This is a genomic window from Geodermatophilus sabuli, from assembly GCF_010686765.1.
Classification (GTDB): Bacteria; Actinomycetota; Actinomycetes; order Mycobacteriales; family Geodermatophilaceae; genus Geodermatophilus; species Geodermatophilus sabuli_A.
Window position 1 is genome coordinate 43423 of sequence record NZ_JAAGWF010000017.1, and the last position, 17771, is coordinate 61193.

Genomic DNA, 17771 nt, shown 5'->3' on the forward strand with positions numbered 1-17771 from the left:
CCGGGCGTGAGCCCGGTCTCCCGGAGGTGCGAGCTAGCCTGGCCCGCGTGCAGGGGACGGACGAGTGAGGCTCACGGTCATCGGGTGCTCAGGCAGCGGACCGGGCCCGGAGTCCCCGGCCTCCTGCTACCTCGTGGAGCACGACGGGTTCCGGCTGCTGCTCGACCTCGGCAACGGCTCGTTCGGCGCCCTGCAGGCGCTGGCCGACCCCGCCACCGTGGACGCGGTCTTCCTCTCGCACCTGCACGCCGACCACTGCCTCGACGTCGCTCCGTTCGTCGTGTGGCACCGGTACTCCGGGCGCTCCACCCGTGAGCTGGTGCCGATGTACGCCCCGGTCGGGGCCGAGCGACGGCTGGCCCTGGCCTACGACATCGACGGGGACGGCCTCACCGACGTCTTCGACTTCGTGCCGGTCGGGCCCGGCGAGCTGCCCATCGGGCCGTTCGCCGCGACGCTCGCACGGACCGCCCACCCGATCGAGTGCTACGCGATCCGGCTGACCGCCGACGGCCGGTCCCTGGTCTACACCGGTGACACCGGGGCCAGCGCGGACGTCGTGACGCTCGCCCGCGGCGCCGACGTCCTGCTCGCCGAGGCCGCGCACGCCGACGTCCCCGGACTGCCGCCGGCGCTGCACCTCACCGGCCGCGAGGCCGGCGAGCACGCCGCGGCCGCCGGGGTCGACCGGCTGCTGCTCACCCACGTGCCGGCCTGGATCGACCGCGAGGCCCAGCTGGCCGACGCCCGTGCGGTGTTCCCCGCGAGCGAGCTGGTCGCGCCCAACGGTCAGTACGACATCTGACGGAGGACCCCGTCCTCCCCACCCCTCGCTTGCTCGGGGCGGTGCCCTGGACGGGGCCGCAGTGGACGGGCCACTCGCAGGCTCGCGGCGGGCCTCTGCAGGAGGGCCGCACGGGACCGCGGGAACGGGCGCTTGCCTGCCGCGGCCGGGGCGGGCACGGTAGCCGGGTGGACGACGAGCGCGACGGCGTGCGGCTGACCAGCCTGGACGCGCCGCTGGGTGACGGGCTCGACGTCACCAAGGGCGACCTGGTCGACCACCTGGACGCGTTCTCCGACCGGCTGGTGCCGCTGCTGGCCGGCCGGCCGCTGTCGGTCATGCGGGTGCGGCCGGGGCAGCAGCCGTTCATGCAGCGCAACGTGGCCAAGGGCGCGCCGGACTGGGTCCGGACGGTGGCCGTCTGGTCGACGGGGGCGCACCGCGAGGTGCACCAGGTGCTCTGCGACGACCGCCGGACGCTGCTCTGGCTGGCCAACCAGCGTGCCGTCGAGTTCCACGTGCCGTTCGTCCGCGCCGGGGAGGAGGGGCCGACCGGATTGGTGGTCGACCTCGACCCGCCCGAGGGCGCCGGCTTCGAGCAGGTGGTGGCCGCGGCCGAGCTGGTCCGCCGCGCACTGGCCGACGCGGGACTGGCCGGGGCGGTGAAGACCAGCGGCTCCAAGGGCGTGCACGTCGTGGTCCCGCTCCGGGACGTGCGGGCCGAGGACGCCGCCGCGGCGACCCGCGCCCTCGCCGTCCGGGCCGAGCGGCTGGATCCGGAGCTGGCCACGACCGCCTACATCAAGGACGACCGGCACGGCCGGGTCTTCCTCGACTCCACCCGCTCGTACGCCTCGACGATCGTCGCCGCGTACAGCCCGCGCATCCGGCCCGGCCTACCGGTCTCGGCGCCGGTCGCGTGGGACGACCTGCCCGCCGTCCGCCCCGGCGACGTCACGGTGCGGACCGCCCGTCAGCGGCTGGGGGACGGCGACCCGTGGGCGGCGCTGCTGCCGGCCCCGCAGCAGCTGCCCGCCGACCTGGTCGCCGAGGGACACACCATCCCCGTCGCCCGCGTGCAGGCGATGCACGAGGGCCGGCGGCGGGCCCGCGCCCGCCGCGCGGAGTCCGGCGACTGACGTCTTCCGCGCACCCTCCACAGGAGCGCGGCCGTCCACAACCGGGGGTGCCGGTGCGGGCGCGACGTCCGGCCCCCGGGCCAGGCTCCCCGGCATGACGACCGACCCGCAGACCATCGCCTGGCTCGACCAGGAGGACGCCCATCTCGCCACCGTCGTCCGGGAGTGCCGCTGGGCGGTGCAGTACGTCGGCCCGGGGGATGAGACCCACGAACCGGCGTTCGGCTACACCGTCGGCCTGTTCGGGCTGGGCCACCCGGAGCTGGTCGTGGCCGGCCTCGGACCGGAGCGCACCCACGGCCTGATCGGTGAGGTCGCGGCGATGGTGACCGCCGGGCGAGCCCTCGTACCCGGGGAGCCCGTCTCCTGCGACGGCTGGCCGGGGCCGGTGTGCGTGGAGACCTGCCCCAACCCGGGCGAGGTCCTGTTCGCCGCCAACCGCTTCTACCGGCGCCCGGCCGAGTACTCCGTCCCGGCGTACCAGCTGACCTGGCCGCACCGCGACGGCAGCTACCCGTGGGACGCCGGCCACCCCTGCGGTCCGGCCTGCCAACCGCGTCCGGGCACGTGGCGGGCGTGACGGAGGACGCCCGCACCACTCGCACGCTCGCGGCGGGTCCCTGCAGGGAGGCCGCGTCAGCCGAGGCCGAGCTCCCGGCGCAGCTTGGCGACGTGTCCGGTGGCCTTGACGTTGTACGACGCCTTCTCGATGCGGCCCTCGCCGTCGACGACGAACGTCGAGCGGATCACCCCGACGACCTCCTTGCCGTACAGCTTCTTCGGGCCGAACGCGCCGTAGGCACGCAGCACCTCCTTGTCCACGTCCGAGACCAGGGTGATGCCCAGCTCCTCCTTCTCGCGGAAGCGCAGCAGCTTCTCGGGCGGGTCGGGGGAGATGCCGATGATGTCCAGCCCCGCCTCGGCCAGCTCACCGGCGGCGGCGGTGAAGTCGATGGCCTGGGTCGTGCAGCCGGGGGTGAGCGCGGCCGGGTAGCAGTAGACGATCACCCGGCGTCCCCGGTGGTCGGCCAGGGACACCGGCGTCCCGTCGGCGTCGGGCAGCGTGAACTCCGGCGCCGGGTCGCCGGGGGCCAGCCGGACGGGAGCCGGTTCGAGGCCGCTGTCGCTGTCGGTCATGCACCGCATCCTGCCGTGCCCTCCCGGCCCCCCTCCACAGGGTGTGGCCGGCGGGCCGACGTCAGCCGGCGAGGAAGGACAGCCGGACGTGGCGCTGCGGGTTGTCGGTGTTGGTGTCCACCAGGCAGATGCGCTGCCAGGTGCCCAGCTGGAGCAGCCCGTCGAGCACCGGGATGCACGCATGCGGCGCGACGATCGCGGGCAGCACGTGGTCCCGCCCGTGCCCGGCGCTGCCGTGCCGGTGCCGCCACCGGTCGTCCCGGGGCAGCAGGACGTCGAGCTGGGCCAGGAGGTCCTCATCGCTGCCCGAGCCGGTCTCGATGAGGGCGACGCCGGCCGTGGCGTGCGGCACGAACACGTGGAGCAGGCCGTCGGCCTCGCCACGGACGAACTCGGCGCACTCGTCGGTCAGGTCGGCCACCGTGGGTACCCCGCCGGTCCGGATCGCTCGCAGCTCCGATCGCATGCGGCGATTCCACCGCATCCGCCGGCTGGGGGCCCGGCGAGGTGCCCTCCCCCCGCCGCACCGAGCGGCCGCCCCGGTCCAGGTGGGCGGCCTCCGTGCCCGACGACCGCCCCGCCCCGCCGGACGGGGCCGCACTACCCTCGGCGTACGTGACCCCGACCCCCGGCAAGCCCCGCCCCGACGGCCGGGCGGCCGACCAGCTCCGCCCCGTGACGATCACCCGCAACTGGCTCGACCACGCCGAGGGGTCGGTGCTCGTCGAGTTCGGCCGGACCCGCGTGCTGTGCGCTGCGAGCGTCACCGAGGGCGTGCCGCGCTGGCGCCGGGGCTCGGGCCTGGGCTGGGTCACCGCCGAGTACTCGATGCTGCCCCGGGCGACCCACACGCGCAGCGACCGGGAGTCGGTCAAGGGGCGCATCGGGGGCCGCACCCACGAGATCAGCCGGCTCATCGGGCGCTCCCTGCGCGCCTCCATCGACCTCGCGGCGCTGGGGGAGAACAGCATCGCGATCGACTGCGACGTGCTGCAGGCCGACGGCGGCACCCGGACGGCCGCCATCACCGGCGCCTACGTCGCCCTGGCCGACGCCGTGAGCTGGCTGGGTGGCCGCAAGAAGCTGGCCCGCCCGACGGCGATCGTGCAGTCGGTGGCCGCGGTCAGCGTGGGCGTCGTCGACGGGGAACCGCGGCTCGACCTCGCCTATGAGGAGGACGTCCGCGCCGGCACCGACATGAACGTCGTGTGCACCGGCGACGGCAGCTTCGTCGAGGTGCAGGGGACCGCGGAGAACGGCGTGTTCGACCGGGCCGCCCTCGACGCGCTGCTCGACCTGGCCGTCGGCGGGTGCGCCGAGCTGTCCAGGCTGCAGGCCGAGGCCCTCCGGCAGTCCGCCGCCGCACGATGAGCTCCCGGCTGCTGCTGGCCACCCGCAACCCCGGCAAGCTCGCCGAGCTGCAGCGGCTGCTGACCAGCGCGGTGCCCGGGGTGGCCGTGCTCGGTCTCGGAGACGTGCCCGCCTATCCGGAGGTCCCCGAGACCGGCGCCAGCTTCGCCGAGAACGCACTGCTCAAGGCGCGCGAGGCGGTGCGGCACACCGGCCTCCCGGCGGTGGCCGACGACTCGGGTCTGGCCGTCGACGCGCTCAACGGGATGCCGGGGATCTTCTCCGCCCGGTGGTCGGGCCGGCACGGCGACGACGGTGCCAACACCGCGCTGCTGCTCGGCCAGCTCGCCGACGTGCCCGACGAGCGGCGTGGCGCGGCGTTCGTCTGTGCCGCGGCGCTGGTCACCCCCGAGGGTGCCGAGCGGGTGCTGGAACGGTCCTGGCGCGGCCGGGTCGTGCGCGAGGGACGCGGCCGCAACGGGTTCGGCTACGACCCGGTGTTCGTGCCGGACGGGCTGGAGCTCACCTCGGCCGAGCTCACGCCGGAGCAGAAGGACGCCGCCAGTCACCGCGGTCAGGCCTTCGCGGCGCTGGTCCCGATGGTGGCCGAGCTGCTCCGTCGCCGCTGAGCCCGGTCACCGCCCCGCGACCCACCCGATGAACCACAGCGAGAAGGCGGCGATCGCCGGCGGGAAGGCCAGGACCAGGTAGGCGGCGAACACGCGGTCCAGTCGCCAGCTGATCCGCTGCCGGGGACCGTTCATGCGGTGCCGGCCGGTGACCGGCAACGGCGCCCGGGCCACGGCGGCCTCCTCCCCGGCGGTCAGGGCGACCGAGCGTGCTGCCTGCCAGGCCTCGACGCGGGCCCAGCCCGGCGCCACGCCGCAGATCAGCGCCAGCACCGCCGCGCCGGCCAGGACCGGCAGCAGGTCGACGGTCCCCAGCAGGAGCAGCCCGGCAGCGGCGGCGCCGGCGGTGAAGCCGGCGACGGTGACCGCGGCGAAGCAGAAGACCGCCCCGAAGGTGACCATCAGGATCGCGTAGCCGGGCAGCATGGCGTCGACCCACGAGCCGCCCATGACGAGCATCAGCGGCACCTCGGCGGCGAGCACCAGCCCGCAGGTGAGGAACACGCGGCGCAGCGGCACCCGCGGGGGCCGCACCGCCCACGACGTGTCCAGTCGATCGGCCACCGTCGGCGTGAGCACCGCGCTCATCGCTGCACCTCCGTGGAGACGTCGGTCCAGGCCAGCCGGCCGTGGACGTCGCCGGCGGCGTGCCGGCCCGCGCCGGCGGGTGCCGGCGGCTGCACGGTCCGGTCCTCCGCCTGCGTCTCGGCGGCCGGCCCGTCGGGCGCACCGCCCTGGACGTGGGCGGACAGGCCGTGCTGGGTCTTCTCCCAGTAGAAGGGCTTGGTCAGCAGCTGCCAAGCGGCCTTGTAGGACGCGATGGAGTGCAGCAGCCAGTAGACCGGGGAGAACAGCGCGAAGGGCACCAGCCCGTAGCTGCGGCGCTTGAAGCCGGCCAGCAGCGACAGGTAGATGATCACGCCGTTGCCGAACAGCAGGTTGGCCAGGCTGACCAGCACCACCCACTCCGGCAGGGCCGGCACCAGCACGCCCGGGAAGACCAGCTCGGCGAGGAACAGCAGGTAGAGCCACGGGGTGGCCAGGAACATCAGCGGCGTCCCACCGATCAGCAGCGCGAAGCCCGCGGCCTGCCGGAGACCGACGGTGCGGACCAGCCTCACCGGGTGGCGGGTGTGCACCAGGACCGTCTGCATGTAGCCCTTGATCCAGCGGCTGCGCTGCCGGATCCAGTTGCCGACGGCCATGTTGGCCTCTTCGTAGGTCGTCGAGTTGACGACCGCGACGCGGTGGCCACGGGCCGACGCGCGGATGCCCAGGTCGGCGTCCTCGGTGACGTTGTAGGGGTCCCAGCCACCGAGCTGGCGCAGCAGGTCGGTCCGGAAGTGGTTGCTCGTGCCGCCCAGCGGGATGGGCAGCCGCAGCTTGTCCAGGCCGGCGAGGGTGTAGTCGAACCAGGAGGAGTACTCGAGGGTGAACATGCGGGTCAGCAGGTTCTCCCGCGCGTTGAAGTAGTTCAGCGCCGCCTGCACGCACACCAGGTCGTCGCCGCCCTTGCGGAACGCGATGAGCGACTTCTTCAGCTGGTCGGGGTCGGGGCGGTCCTCGGCGTCGTAGATGACGACGAACTCGCCGCGCGCGAAGGCCAGCCCCACGTTGCACGCCCGCGGCTTGGTCTTGGGCAGCGAGTGGGGGACCACGATGATCCGGACGAGGTCCGGCGGGGCGGCGGCCAGTGCGGCGGCCAGCGTCTCGGGGTCGTCCTCCTCCAGCAGGAGCAGGATCTCCAGCTTCTCGCGCGGGTAGTCCAGCGCGGCCAGGTTGCGCATGAGCAGGCCGACGATCCCGGCCTCCTTGTAGACCGGCACGAGGATCGTGTACCGGGGCAGGTCGGTGTCGACCAGGGCCTCGACCTCGGCGTCGCTGACCTGCTCGACGGTCTCGTAGGCGGTGCCGACGGTGCTGATCAGCGCCTTGGTGCCCACGGCGAGGGCGACGGCGACGTTCACGGTCGTGACCAGGACCAGCATGGTCGTGGAGAACCACAGGGCGGCGCTGAGGATCGTGCCGGCGGCCACGGTGATGCCGAGGGCGACCTGCTGCCAGACGAACACCGTCGAGGCCGACTCGTCGGGGCGCCGCTCGGCGAGCGAGCGGACCGCGTCGTGGACCAGCTCGTCGCGCCACACGGTCCGCAGCGCCCGCTGCACGTCCCAGTCGGTGGTGACGACCTGGCGGACTCGCCGGATGCCGGTGCGGTCGACGACCTCCTGCGCGATGTGCGCCGAGGGCCGGCCCGCGGTGGCCACCACGACCTGCAGCTCGCCGTCGTCGTCCCGCTCCACCTGCAGCGGCACCCAGACCTCGCGGGCGAGCATCGCGGAGGGGAACAGGCGGGCCAGGTCGGTGTCGACCTCCATCGGGTCCACGAACGCCATGTCCGCGCCCCACACCTCCGCGAGGGCGACGTACAGCTGGCGTCGGGTCACCAGACCGCGGGCGAGCAGGACGGCACCCAGGGGCTCACCGATCCGCTCGTGCTGGCGGAGGGCGTCGAAGAGCTGGGCCTCGGTCAGCACGCCCTGCTCGACGAGGACGTCGCCGAGCCGGCGTTCGGGTGCTGACGGCGGCCCGGACACCGGGGTGGCCCGGCCGGCGGTCGTCGGCTTCGAGAACAGGAGCGTCACGACCAGGGAGTCGGCATCCGCGGCGGCGCGGTCAAATCGGCGGGTCACCGCCGTCACCCGTACGGGTGAGTGCTCAGCCGCCGGCGACCGGGGCGAACCCCAGCCACTCGAGGAGATCGCCGTCCACCCGCGGGTCGTGGTCCTCACGGTTCCAGCCGGGGGCCCCGCGGTGCCGGTCGGCGGCGTGCCGCCCGCGGCCGGCGACGGGAGCGGGGCCGGTGCGGTTGCGGTGGGGCGCCCGGTGGCGCGCGCGCCCGGCGGTCGACGGTGCGAAGGGGATCACGAGGACGTCGTCGGCACCGATCCGGCCGGACCGGAGCCGGTTCCCCCAGGACGACCCGATCGGGGGACCGGTCAGCGGCGGCGGCGCCGGGTGCCGAACAGGCCGCGGGTGATCTCGCGGCCCAGCGCCGAGGCCGCCGACCGGGCGAAGGACCGGAAGACCGAGGAGCCCAGCACCTGGTCGAGGACGCCCTCCTCCGGCTCCTCGGCACGGGTCCGGGACCGTGCGGGCCGGGCCCGGGGTGCCCGCCGTGCCGGCTCGTCCGGTGCCGGCTCCTGGTCCGGCGGGGCCGCCAGCCGCGCGGCCAGCCGCTCGTAGGCGGAGTCGCGGTCAACCGGCTGCCCGTACCGCGCCGACAGCGGCGAGGAGGCGACCGCCTGCCGCAGGCTGGCCGGGTCCGCCGGTGCCATGAGTGAGCGCGGTGCGCGGAGCAGCGTCGCGGCCACCGGCGTGGGCGAGCCGCGCTCGGACAGCACGGTGATCGCGGCCTCACCGGTGCCCAGCGAGGTGAGCAGCTCCTCGAGGTCGTAGTCCTCCGAGGTCGGGAAGGTCGACACCGTCCGGCGCAGGGCCTTGGCGTCCTCGGGGGTGAAGGTGCGCAGCGCGTGCTGCACGCGGTTGCCGAGCTGGCCGAGCACGGCACCGGGCACGTCGCCCGGGACCTGCGTCACGAAGAAGACGCCGACGCCCTTGGAGCGGATCAGCCGCACGGTCAGCGTCACCGCCTCGAGGAACGCCTTGCTCGCCCCGGTGAACAGCAGGTGTGCCTCGTCGAGGAAGAAGACCAGCCTCGGCCGCTCCAGGTCGCCGACCTCCGGGAGCTCCTCGAACAGCTCCGCGAGCAGCCACATGAGGAAGGTCGAGAACAGGGCGGGCCGGTCCTGCACCGCGGCCAGCTCCACCGCGGTGATCACGCCCCGGCCGTCGGGGGCGGTGCGCAGCAGGTCGGCGGGTGCGAAGGCGGGTTCCCCGAAGAAGACGTCACCGCCGATGTCCTCGAGGGCCACGAGCTCGCGCAGGATCACCCCCACCGTGGCCGGGGACAGCCCGCCCAGCCCGCGGAGCTCCGCCCGGCCCTCGTCGCTGACCAGCCAGCTGAGCAGGGCCCGCAGGTCCTTGAGGTCGAGCAGGGGCAGGCCGGCCTCGTCGGCGTGGTGGAAGACCAGGCCGAGCGAGCTCTCCTGGGTCGCGTTCAGCCCGAGGACCTTGGCGAGCAGCACCGGACCGAAGTCGGTGACGGTGGCGCGGACCGGGACGCCGTCGCCCAGCCCGCCCAGGGCGAGGAACTCGACGGGGGAGGCGGTCGGCGTCCAGGGGTCCCCGGTCTGCGCCGCCCGGGCGGTGACCCGTTCCCCGGGCGGGCCCGGCTGGGACAGTCCGCTCAGGTCGCCCTTCACGTCGGCGACGACGACGGGCACGCCGGCCGCCGACAGCTGCTCGGCCATCAGCTGGAGCGTCTTCGTCTTGCCCGTGCCGGTCGCACCGGCGATGAGACCGTGCCGGGTCAGCATGGCCAGGGGCAGCCGCACGGCCGCACCCGGGTGCGGCTGCCCGCCGTGGACGACCGAGCCCAGGTCGAGTGCGGGGCCGCTGGTCGCGTAGCCGGACGCGATCCGCGCGGCCGTCTCGTCGACGGGCGGGCCGGGGGACGGCGGGGGCTGCGTCACGGCGCCGACCGTAGTGGCCGGCCCGGGACCCGACGGCGTCCCGGCGTCACCCGACCGGGTGACCCGCGCTCCGGGACGGATCCGGTCCGTCGGCTCCGCGGCCGATCACCGGGACGAGCGCGGTCCCACAGGGGGCCGCCACCGCTGGGGGGACCAGACCATGAGCACGCGGACGAGCGGCACGTCGGGGGGTCGCGCTCCACTGCGACGGGTCCGGCGCAGTGCCCGGAGGCGGCTGTCCACGCACGCCGCCACGGCCGGGCTGGTGGCGGTGCTCCTGGTGCTGACCGTCTTCTCGGTGTTCGCCGCCATCCTGAACGCGCGGGCGACGACCGAGGCCCAGCTGAGTGCCTCGGTCACCGAGGCCTCCGAGGAGGCCGAGCGGCTGCTCCTGGTCATGGAGGACCTCGGTGACGAGCTGGCCGTCGAGCCGGACGCCGAGCTGCGCGCGGAGTACGACGAGGCGAGTGCCGCCACCAGGGACGCCCTGCTCGAGCTCGGGGCGATCCCCGGCACCGGGCACGACGCGCTGGTCGCCGGCTGGCTGGGGCTGCACGAGGACTACGGCCAGGCCGTCGAGGCACTGATCGCCGCGGCGTCGATCGACCCCGCGGGCGCGCAGGCGTTCGAGGAGGCCTACGTCGACCCGCACTTCGACCCGCTCGAGGCCGTCGTGGAGGACGAGGCCAGGGAGCACGTGAACGACGCCCAGCAGGCGCTGGCCGCCATGAGCCGGTCCCAGCTGCTGCTGCTCTGGGCCACCCTCGCCGTCTTCGGCGTCGGGCTGGGGCTGGTGGGCTGGTTCACCGCGGTGCTCACCCGCAGCCGGCGCGAGACGGTCGCCCAGGCCGAGGCGAACCGGCAGCAGGCGCTGCACGACGCGCTCACCGGCCTGCCCAACCGCACGCTCCTGCGCCAGCGCGGCGAGGCCGCCCTGGACGCGGACGGACCCTCGGCGCTCATGCTCATCGACCTCGACCGGTTCAAGGAGATCAACGACACGCTGGGCCACGCCCACGGCGACCTCGTGCTGCAGGTGGTCTCGGCCCGGCTCCGGGAGACCGTCCGGGCCGCGGACACCGTCGCCCGGCTGGGCGGCGACGAGTTCGCCATCCTGCTGCCGGCCGTCGGGGACGCCGCCACCGCCCTGGAGCTCGCCGCCCGGGCACTGGCGGCGATGGAGGCTCCCATCGAGGCCGACGGCGTCTTCCTCGACGTCGACGCCAGCATCGGGATCGCGCTGTCGGGGGAGCACGGGACCGACGTCGAGACCCTGCTGCAGAACGCCGACATCGCCATGTACTCCGCGAAGGACCGCGGGCTCGGCGTCTGCGTGTACGACGCCGACCTCAACGAGCACAGCCCCGAGCGCCTGGGCCTGCTGGGTGAACTGAAGCGGGCCATCGACACCGGTGAGCTGGTGCTGCACTACCAGCCCAAGGTCGGCCTGCCGGGGGAGGACGTGCGCGGGGTCGAGGCACTGGTCCGGTGGGAGCACCCCCAGCGCGGCACCGTGCCCCCGGCGGTGTTCATCCCGCTCGCCGAGCGGACGCCGCTGATCCGGCCGCTCACCCGGTACGTCATCGACGCCGCGCTGCAGCAGTGCGCGCAGTGGCTCGCGGAGGGCCGCTCCCTGCACGTCGCCGTCAACATCTCCGCCCGCAACCTCCTGGACGAGCGGTTCGTCGACGACGTCCTCGAGGCGCTGGCACGCTCGCAGGTGCCGGCGCACTTCCTGGAGCTCGAGGTCACCGAGAGCGCGATCATGGCCGACCCGACCCGGGCGCGGGCCATCCTCGGCCGCCTGGCCGACCTCGGCATCACGCTGTCGATCGACGACTTCGGCGCCGGCTACACCTCTCTGGCCCACCTCAAGGACCTCCCGGTCCACCGCCTGAAGATCGACCGGTCGTTCGTGTCCTCCATGGCCACCGACCCGAGCAACGCCCTCATCGTGCGGTCGATCGTCGAGCTCGGGCACAACCTCGGGCTCAGCACCGTCGCCGAGGGGGTCGAGGACCAGGACACCTGGGAGCTCCTGGGCAGGCTGGGCTGCGACGTGGCCCAGGGGTACCACCTGTGCCGTCCCCAGCCGGCCGACGTCCTGGCGGCGTGGTTCGACAGCGTCCAGTCGGCCCTGCCCGCCTGACCGCGCCGCGACCCGGGCGCATGGGACGCCGATCCTCGGGCACACCGCACCGGTGCGGGTCTTCGTCGACGACGTCCGGGTGCTGCGCTTCGACGACGGCAGCCCGGTCACCGCGGCCTCCGGCCTGGCGCCGCTGGGCGCGGGCTGGCTGATCGCGCAGGACGACGCCACGTCCGTCGCCTGGGATCGCGGCGGCCGCGTCACCGCGCTGCGGGTGCTGCCGCCGGTGGAGGGCCACGACCGGTTCAGCGAGGCGGCGGGGACCAAACGCCTGAAACCCGACCTCGAGGCGGCGTGCCCGGCCGGGGTGGACGGCGAACCGGCCGTCCTCCTCCTGGGCTCGGGCTCCTCGGACCGGCGCATGCGGGGCGTCCTCGTGCGGCTGGAGTCCGGGCACCCGGTCGTGCACGTCGGTGACCTCGGCCCGCTGTACCACCGCGTCGCCGAGCGCCTGGACCTGCCGGTCGACCAGCTCAACCTGGAGGGCGCCAGCCGGCACGGCGGCACCCTGCGCTGGTTCAACCGGGGCAACCTGGCCGCCGGGGTGCACTCCGGCAGCGTCGCCGTCCCGCTGCCGGACCTGGTGGACGTCGTCCTGGGCCGGGCCCCTGCCGCCTCCGTGCCGGTCGGGGAGCCGCAGCTGCACGACCTCGGGGAGGTGGACGGGGTCGGCCTGGCGGTGACCGACGCGATCGCCCTGCCGGACGGCCGGGTGCTGCTCTGCGCCGCCGCGGAGGACACCCCGAACGCCATCGACGACGGCCCTGTCGTGGCCGCCGCCCTCGTGCTCGTCGACGGGGAGAGGGTGCTGGACGTCGCACCCGTCCCCGAGGTGGACGGCCGCGTGCACAAGATCGAGGGGCTGGCCCTGCGGGGCTCCTACGCCGGCCGGGTCGACCTGCGCGCCGTCGTGGACGCCGACGACCCGGCGGCGCCGTCGGTCGAGCTCGACCTCCGGGTCGACCTGGGGTGAGGTCAGGCGGTGCGCGTACCCGTCGCCTCCGCCGCGCTCCGTGCGGCCCACCGAGGCCGGGCGCCGGCTCAGCGGGTCCGGTAGCGCGCGTAGACCAGACCGGTGTCGAAGGCGCGCTCCTCGACCAGGTCCAGGTCGAGGCGGACGCCGTCGGGGAAGAACCGGGTGCCGCCACCGACCACGCTGGTCGTCACGAAGAGGTGGTACTCGTCCACCAGGCCCGCGGCGATCGCCTGGGCGGCGAGGGTCGGGCCGTCGACGCTGAGGTCGTGGTCGGACTCGGCCTTGAGCCGGCGCACCGCGTCCGGGTCGAACGTCCGCTCGATCCTGGTCCTCGTGCTCGAGACCGACTCCAGGGTCGTGGAGTAGACGATCTTGTCGGCGGCCTGCCAGTCCCGGGCGTACTCCAGGATGTGCGCGGGCACGTCGGGCTCTCTGTCCGCGGTCTCCCAGAACACCATCGTCTCGTACATCCGCCGGCCGTAGAGGAACGTCCGGACCGGGCGGAAGACGTCGCCGATGAAGGTGTGCACCTCCGGGTCCTCGGCTCCGGTGCCGAGGTCGCCCTCCGCCGCCACGGCGTAGCCGTCCAGCGAGGTGATCATCGAGTAGACCAGCTTGCCCATGCGTCTCCTCCGCGAACGGCGCGTCCGTGTCCCAGCGGGTACTGGGGGCTCTGACCGCACGCGGGCCCGGAACTCATCGACCAGCCGGCGGAGCCGCCGCGTCGACCGGTTGCCACGGACCCGGAGCGGCTGAGCGCGTCGACGTGCGGGAGGGGGGACTCGAACCCCCACGCCCGAAGGCACCAGATCCTAAGTCTGGCGTGGCTGCCGTTACACCACTCCCGCGCGGGACACGAGTGTAGGGAGGTCGCCCACCCGGGTGCCCTGGACCGGCGGGAACGCGCTGGACCGGGTGCCGTCTGGCAGGCTGTCGCCCGTGCCTCGCGACCCTCGACAGATCCAGCTGGAGATCGACGCCGCCCGGGAGTCGCTGGCGGCGACCCTCGACCAGCTGGCCGACCGGAGCAGCCCCCAGCGTCTCAAGGCGAAGGGGCAGGCCGCCGTCCAGCACTTCCTGCAGACCCCCGCGGGCATGGCCGCGGCCGGTGCGCTCGGCCTGCTGGTGACCCTCGTCCTGGTCCAGAAGGTCCGGCACCGCAAGGACTGACCGGCGTGCGGCATCCCCGCCCCGACCCGGTCGGGCCCGGGCAGGAGTCGGTCTGGGACTACCCGCGGCCGCCCTCGGCGGAGGTGACCGGCCGCAGGGTGGTGGTCGAGCTCGCCGGCCGGGTGGTCGCCACCACCGACCGCGCCATCCGGGTGTGCGAGACGAGTCACCCGCCCGTCTACTACGTCCCGCGGGACGACGTCGCCGACGGCGTCCTGGAGCGGGCGGCCGGCACCTCCTGGTGCGAGTGGAAGGGTGCAGCCACCTACTGGGACGCCGTCGTCGACGGCCGCCGCGTGCCGGCCGTCGGCTGGTCCTACGAGCAGCCGACGCAGCGCTACGCGCACCTGCGGGGAGCCGTCGCGTTCTACCCGAGCCGGGTCGACCGCGCGCTGGTCGACGGCGAGGTCGTGCGGGCGCAGGCGGGCGACTTCTACGGCGGCTGGATCACCGCCGACGTGGTCGGCCCGTTCAAGGGCGAGGCGGGGACCCGGGGCTGGTGAGTCAGCCCTGTACCGGCCGGGCGTTGGCGACCAGCGGCCGCACCACGGTCTCGAACACCTCGTCGACGTACGCGGCGTCCAGCGGTTCGCCGGTCAGCAGCCACCGCTGCACGAGCAGGGCGGTGGTCGCCTCGGCGGTGACCGACTGGTCCAGGCCCGGGCGCACCTCGCCGCGGGCCTCCGCCCGGGCCCACGTCTGGGCGTAGGCGGCTCGCCAGACCGCGAGCGGGCCGGTGCGGAAGGCCTCCACGAGAGCGGGCTGGTACTGCATGGCCGGCAGGATGGAGCGGATGGCACCGCCCGCCGGGCTGTTCACGGTCGCGACCACGAGGCTCATGATCTGGCGCAGGTCGCCCTCGACGGAGCCGGTGTCGGGCGGCTCCGCGATCGCCTGGTTGAGCTCGGAGATCGTGTCGACGACGAGGTCCTGCTTGGTACGCCATCGGCGGTAGATGGTGGCCTTGCCCACCCCCGCCTCGGCGGCGACCGCGTCCATGGTGAGACCGCCGTACCCGACCTCCGCCAGCAGCCGCAGGATGGCCGCCCGGATCACCCCGTCCCGGCTGGGGTCCCGGGGGCGTCCACCGCGGCTGGTCCGCGGCGGCTCCATTCTCTGTGCTGCGAGCATGAACTGACCTTAGACATTCAAGTTGGCGACGGCCGACAGGCCATGAACGTGCGTGTGGTGGCGGGTGTTCCGGCGGCCCGGGACCGCGCGCCTGCCCGCTCCGCCGGGCGCCCTCGGTCATCCTGCTGGGCGTGGCGAGCGACGGTGGCGGAGGCCGGCGCCGGGAGACGTGGGACGTCCCCGGGGCCGCGACCCGTGCGCTGCTCGCGACGGCCGACGAGCACCTGCTGCCGGAGGTGGCCCGGACGGCGCGCGCCCTGGGCCTGTCGGTGTTCGCGACCCCCGGGCTCGTGGACCTCGTGGACGAGCCGGGCGGGGGGCGGATCGAGCGGCTGTTCCGCCGGCTGGCGCGGGAGCTGACCCCGGCCGAGGCGGAGCACGTCCGGGTGGCCGCCGATCCGCCGGAGGAGTGGAGCGCCATGGCCGCGCGCCTGCTGACCGCTCCCACGCTCGCCGTCGAGCTGGCCCGGCGCGGCGTGACCGCCGACATCGGCGTGCTCGCCGAGGCCGAGCTGTGGTCGGTCTACCAGCCGGTGGTCCGGCTGTCCGACCGGTCGGTGGTCGCCCACGAGGCGCTGCTGCGCGGGTTGGTCGACGGCCGGGAGGTCGGCGGTGGAGACCTGTTCTTCGTCGCGGAGTCGGCCGGCTGGCTGCCCCGGCTGGACCGGATCGGCCGCGAGTCGGCGATCGCGGGTGCGGCGTCCTGGCTGGGTGAGGCCGACCTGTTCGTCAACTCCGACCCGGCCTCGATCCACCGGCCGCAGGTCAGCCTGTCCTCCACCGAGCAGGCGGTGCACGACGCCGGCATCGACGCCTCGCGGCTGGTCATCGAGGTCGGGGAGGTCTCGGCGGTCACCGACCGCGGGCACCTGGTGTCGGTGCTCGAGCACTACCGCACCCTCGGCTGGCGGGTGGCCCTCGACGACGTGGCCGCCGGCTGGTCGAGCCGGGCGCTGCTCGCCGCCGTCCGGCCGGACGTCGTGAAGCTCGGCAAGTCGCTGGTCCAGGCCCTGCCCGACGACGGCGCCCGGACGACGGTGCGGACGGTCGTGGAGCAGGCCCACCGCCTCGGCGCGCAGGTGGTGGCCGAAGGCGTCGAGACCGACCAGGTCGCCGAGGAGGTCGCCGCGCTCGGCGCCGACCTCGGCCAGGGCTGGCTGTTCGGCCGCCCGGTGACCCCACCCTCGGACGAGGCGGAACCCGTGTCCACGTGGACGCCGGTCCACCGGGGAGGCCCGCGCTGAGCCGTGGCTGCGCACCTCCGCAGCCTGCCCGCCGCGGCCCGGACGCACCCGGGCCCGACGACGTGTCTCCGAGAGGCCGGAGGGCCCTGCGGTGCCGGGTCGGGGGCTCACACGTCTGACGACGCTCCCGGCGGCACCGCATGACGGAGGGACCGGGCGGCCCCGGTCCTCAGCGCAGACCCCAGCCGGTCAGGGCCGGGCGGCGGTGTTCGTGGCCGAGCACGCCGTAGGACCCCGCCGGCAGGGCGAACAGCGAGCCGGCCGCCGGGTCGAGCCCGAGCCAGCGGGCGGTGAGGACCCGCAGCACGTGCCCGTGCGCCACGAGGGCGACGTCCCCGTCGTCGAGCACCTCGCGAGCCCGGGTCAGGACCCGGTCCACGCGCGTGCCGACGTCGTCCAGGGTCTCCCCGGGCGTCGCGCCGGGCACCGTGCCGTCCCGCCAGATGGACCACTCCCGGCCGAGCTCCTCGCTGATCTCCGCCGTGGTGCGGCCTTCGTAGCCGCCGTAGTCGAGCTCGACGAGGTCCTCGTCGGTGCCGGTCGGGACCAGCCCGGCCAGCTCGGCGGTCCGGGCCGCCCGCTGCCGCGGGCTGACCCACACCCGCGTGAAGGACCACTGCCCGAGCACCGGCGCGAGCCGACGGGCCTGCTCCTCGCCCTCCGGGAGCAGCGGCACGTCGGTGACGCCGGTGTGCTGGCCGCTGCGGCTCCACTCCGTCTGGCCGTGCCGAAGCACCACGATCTCGCCCACCGGGCCTCCCTGTCTCGACGTCACAGCGAGGACGAGCATCCCCGGTGCCGTGCCCCGGCGCCCCGGCGTCGAGGACGTCGCCCGGCCGGACCGGGAGGAGCGTCAGCGCCAGCGGCGCAGCGTGCGGGTGCGGCGGCGGACCGGACGGTCCTCGGTCCGCATCCGCACCTCGTGCGGGGCCACCGCCCGGCGGGTCGGCGGAGCCGGCAGGTGGGGGATGGGCGCCGTCACGGCGGGCGCCCGCAGCGGGCGCACCGGATCGGCGCCGGCGAGCGGGCCGTCGAGCTCCAGCCGGTCGGCCAGGCCGGCCGCGCGCACCAGGCGGCGGGTCGCCGGCGGAGCGCCGACCACCCGGCACTGCCGCCCGGCCGGGGCGAGCGCCGCGGTGAAGGCGGTCAGCGCCTGCAGGCCCGAGCTGTCCCGGAACCGCGTCCCGGCGACGTCCACGACGACCCGGCCGGTGCCGAGGGCGGCCGCTTCCTCGAGCGCGCCGGTCAGGCGGGCGACGGTGGAGACGTCGGCGTCGCCGGTCACGCGGACGACGACCTGGTCCGGGGCGGGGACGAGAGCGACCTGCAGGTGCGGCACGGGGACTCCGGCGGGGGTGTGCTGCTGACGCCACGGGCTCGGCGGGTGCACCGACCGTAGGCCGCCGGAGCAGCGCCCACAACACCGAGTGCGTGCGCGGTTGCTCAACGCTTCGATCAGGGCGCGCA

The 17771-nt window shown here is 75.0% G+C and carries 20 protein-coding genes and 1 tRNA gene; 10 read left to right on the forward strand and 11 right to left on the reverse strand.

All coding sequences use genetic code 11. The annotated features are described in order from the left end of the window. Positions 1-64 precede the first annotated feature (64 nt). From GCU56_RS15175 to GCU56_RS15185, 3 genes are all read left to right on the forward strand, one after another. Positions 65-805: an MBL fold metallo-hydrolase gene (locus GCU56_RS15175; protein ID WP_163482587.1), complete on the forward strand. Its 741-nt coding sequence runs from the start codon at positions 65-67 to the stop codon at positions 803-805. Positions 806-972: 167 nt separating this feature from the next. Next, positions 973-1923 carry a non-homologous end-joining DNA ligase LigD gene (locus tag GCU56_RS15180; protein ID WP_163482588.1) on the forward strand — a complete coding sequence of 317 codons (951 nt, stop codon included), beginning with the start codon at positions 973-975 and terminating at the stop codon, positions 1921-1923. Positions 1924-2017: 94 nt separating this feature from the next. Continuing rightward, positions 2018-2503, forward strand: a complete 486-nt coding sequence (locus GCU56_RS15185; protein WP_163482589.1) for a DUF4262 domain-containing protein — start codon at positions 2018-2020, stop codon at positions 2501-2503. Positions 2504-2559: 56 nt separating this feature from the next. Here the strand turns inward: GCU56_RS15185 and bcp are convergent, their stop codons facing one another. Together bcp and GCU56_RS15195 are read right to left on the reverse strand one after the other, a co-directional pair. Then, positions 2560-3060, reverse strand: a complete 501-nt coding sequence (gene bcp, locus GCU56_RS15190; RefSeq protein WP_163482590.1) for a thioredoxin-dependent thiol peroxidase — start codon at positions 3058-3060, stop codon at positions 2560-2562. Between the two features lie 61 nt (positions 3061-3121). After that, positions 3122-3481, reverse strand: coding sequence for a YjbQ family protein (locus GCU56_RS15195; protein ID WP_345771859.1), 360 nt, complete (start codon positions 3479-3481; stop codon positions 3122-3124). Positions 3482-3675: 194 nt separating this feature from the next. On the opposite strand from GCU56_RS15195, the gene rph reads away from it, so the two are divergent. Together rph and rdgB are read left to right on the forward strand one after the other, a co-directional pair. Continuing rightward, the gene (gene rph / locus GCU56_RS15200; RefSeq protein WP_163482592.1) at positions 3676-4431 is read left to right on the forward strand and encodes a ribonuclease PH; all 756 of its coding nucleotides are present in this window, start codon (positions 3676-3678) and stop codon (positions 4429-4431) included. Then, positions 4428-5039 carry an RdgB/HAM1 family non-canonical purine NTP pyrophosphatase gene (gene rdgB / locus GCU56_RS15205; protein WP_163482593.1) on the forward strand — a complete coding sequence of 204 codons (612 nt, stop codon included), beginning with the start codon at positions 4428-4430 and terminating at the stop codon, positions 5037-5039. The genes rph and rdgB overlap by 4 nt, the downstream gene beginning before the upstream one ends. 6 nt (positions 5040-5045) lie before the next feature. Here rdgB and GCU56_RS15210 read toward each other — a convergent pair whose 3' ends face one another. From GCU56_RS15210 to GCU56_RS15225, 4 genes are all read right to left on the reverse strand, one after another. Beyond that, positions 5046-5627 carry a hypothetical protein gene (locus GCU56_RS15210; RefSeq protein WP_163482594.1) on the reverse strand — a complete coding sequence of 194 codons (582 nt, stop codon included), beginning with the start codon at positions 5625-5627 and terminating at the stop codon, positions 5046-5048. Further along, entirely contained in the window at positions 5624-7732 is a 2109-nt protein-coding gene (locus GCU56_RS15215) for a glycosyltransferase (RefSeq protein ID WP_204332160.1), read from the reverse strand. The genes GCU56_RS15210 and GCU56_RS15215 overlap by 4 nt, the downstream gene beginning before the upstream one ends. A gap of 25 nt (positions 7733-7757) precedes the next feature. Continuing rightward, a complete protein-coding gene (locus tag GCU56_RS15220) occupies positions 7758-7967 on the reverse strand; it encodes a hypothetical protein (RefSeq protein WP_163482595.1) in 210 nt (69 codons plus the stop codon). 71 nt (positions 7968-8038) lie between these two features. Further along, entirely contained in the window at positions 8039-9634 is a 1596-nt protein-coding gene (locus GCU56_RS15225; protein WP_163482596.1) for a helicase HerA-like domain-containing protein, read from the reverse strand. Positions 9635-9794: 160 nt separating this feature from the next. Here GCU56_RS15225 and GCU56_RS15230 point away from each other — a divergent pair, with 160 nt between their 5' ends. Then, complete coding sequence (locus GCU56_RS15230) at positions 9795-11783, forward strand: putative bifunctional diguanylate cyclase/phosphodiesterase (protein WP_163482597.1); 1989 nt, start codon at positions 9795-9797, stop codon at positions 11781-11783. A 52-nt stretch (positions 11784-11835) separates the two neighbouring features. Then, the gene (locus GCU56_RS15235) at positions 11836-12756 is read left to right on the forward strand and encodes a DUF6910 family protein (protein ID WP_163482598.1); all 921 of its coding nucleotides are present in this window, start codon (positions 11836-11838) and stop codon (positions 12754-12756) included. A gap of 68 nt (positions 12757-12824) precedes the next feature. Here GCU56_RS15235 and GCU56_RS15240 read toward each other — a convergent pair whose 3' ends face one another. After that, positions 12825-13382, reverse strand: a complete 558-nt coding sequence (locus GCU56_RS15240) for a dihydrofolate reductase family protein (protein WP_163482599.1) — start codon at positions 13380-13382, stop codon at positions 12825-12827. 144 nt (positions 13383-13526) lie between these two features. Then, positions 13527-13607: transfer RNA gene (locus GCU56_RS15245), tRNA-Leu, on the reverse strand. Between the two features lie 91 nt (positions 13608-13698). Here GCU56_RS15245 and GCU56_RS15250 point away from each other — a divergent pair. Continuing rightward, positions 13699-13929 carry a DUF3618 domain-containing protein gene (locus GCU56_RS15250; protein WP_163482600.1) on the forward strand — a complete coding sequence of 77 codons (231 nt, stop codon included), beginning with the start codon at positions 13699-13701 and terminating at the stop codon, positions 13927-13929. Between the two features lie 5 nt (positions 13930-13934). Further along, positions 13935-14432 carry a DUF427 domain-containing protein gene (locus GCU56_RS15255; RefSeq protein ID WP_163482601.1) on the forward strand — a complete coding sequence of 166 codons (498 nt, stop codon included), beginning with the start codon at positions 13935-13937 and terminating at the stop codon, positions 14430-14432. A gap of 1 nt (position 14433) precedes the next feature. Here GCU56_RS15255 and GCU56_RS15260 read toward each other — a convergent pair whose 3' ends face one another. Further along, complete coding sequence (locus GCU56_RS15260; protein ID WP_163482602.1) at positions 14434-15060, reverse strand: TetR/AcrR family transcriptional regulator; 627 nt, start codon at positions 15058-15060, stop codon at positions 14434-14436. A 131-nt stretch (positions 15061-15191) separates the two neighbouring features. Here GCU56_RS15260 and GCU56_RS15265 point away from each other — a divergent pair, with 131 nt between their 5' ends. Next, positions 15192-16304 carry an EAL domain-containing protein gene (locus GCU56_RS15265; RefSeq protein WP_163482603.1) on the forward strand — a complete coding sequence of 371 codons (1113 nt, stop codon included), beginning with the start codon at positions 15192-15194 and terminating at the stop codon, positions 16302-16304. Between the two features lie 169 nt (positions 16305-16473). Here GCU56_RS15265 and GCU56_RS15270 read toward each other — a convergent pair whose 3' ends face one another. Further along, positions 16474-17055: a histidine phosphatase family protein gene (locus GCU56_RS15270; protein WP_163482604.1), complete on the reverse strand. Its 582-nt coding sequence runs from the start codon at positions 17053-17055 to the stop codon at positions 16474-16476. 102 nt (positions 17056-17157) lie between these two features. Further along, a complete protein-coding gene (locus GCU56_RS15275; RefSeq protein WP_163482605.1) occupies positions 17158-17643 on the reverse strand; it encodes an STAS domain-containing protein in 486 nt (161 codons plus the stop codon). Between the last annotated feature and the right edge of the window lie 128 nt (positions 17644-17771).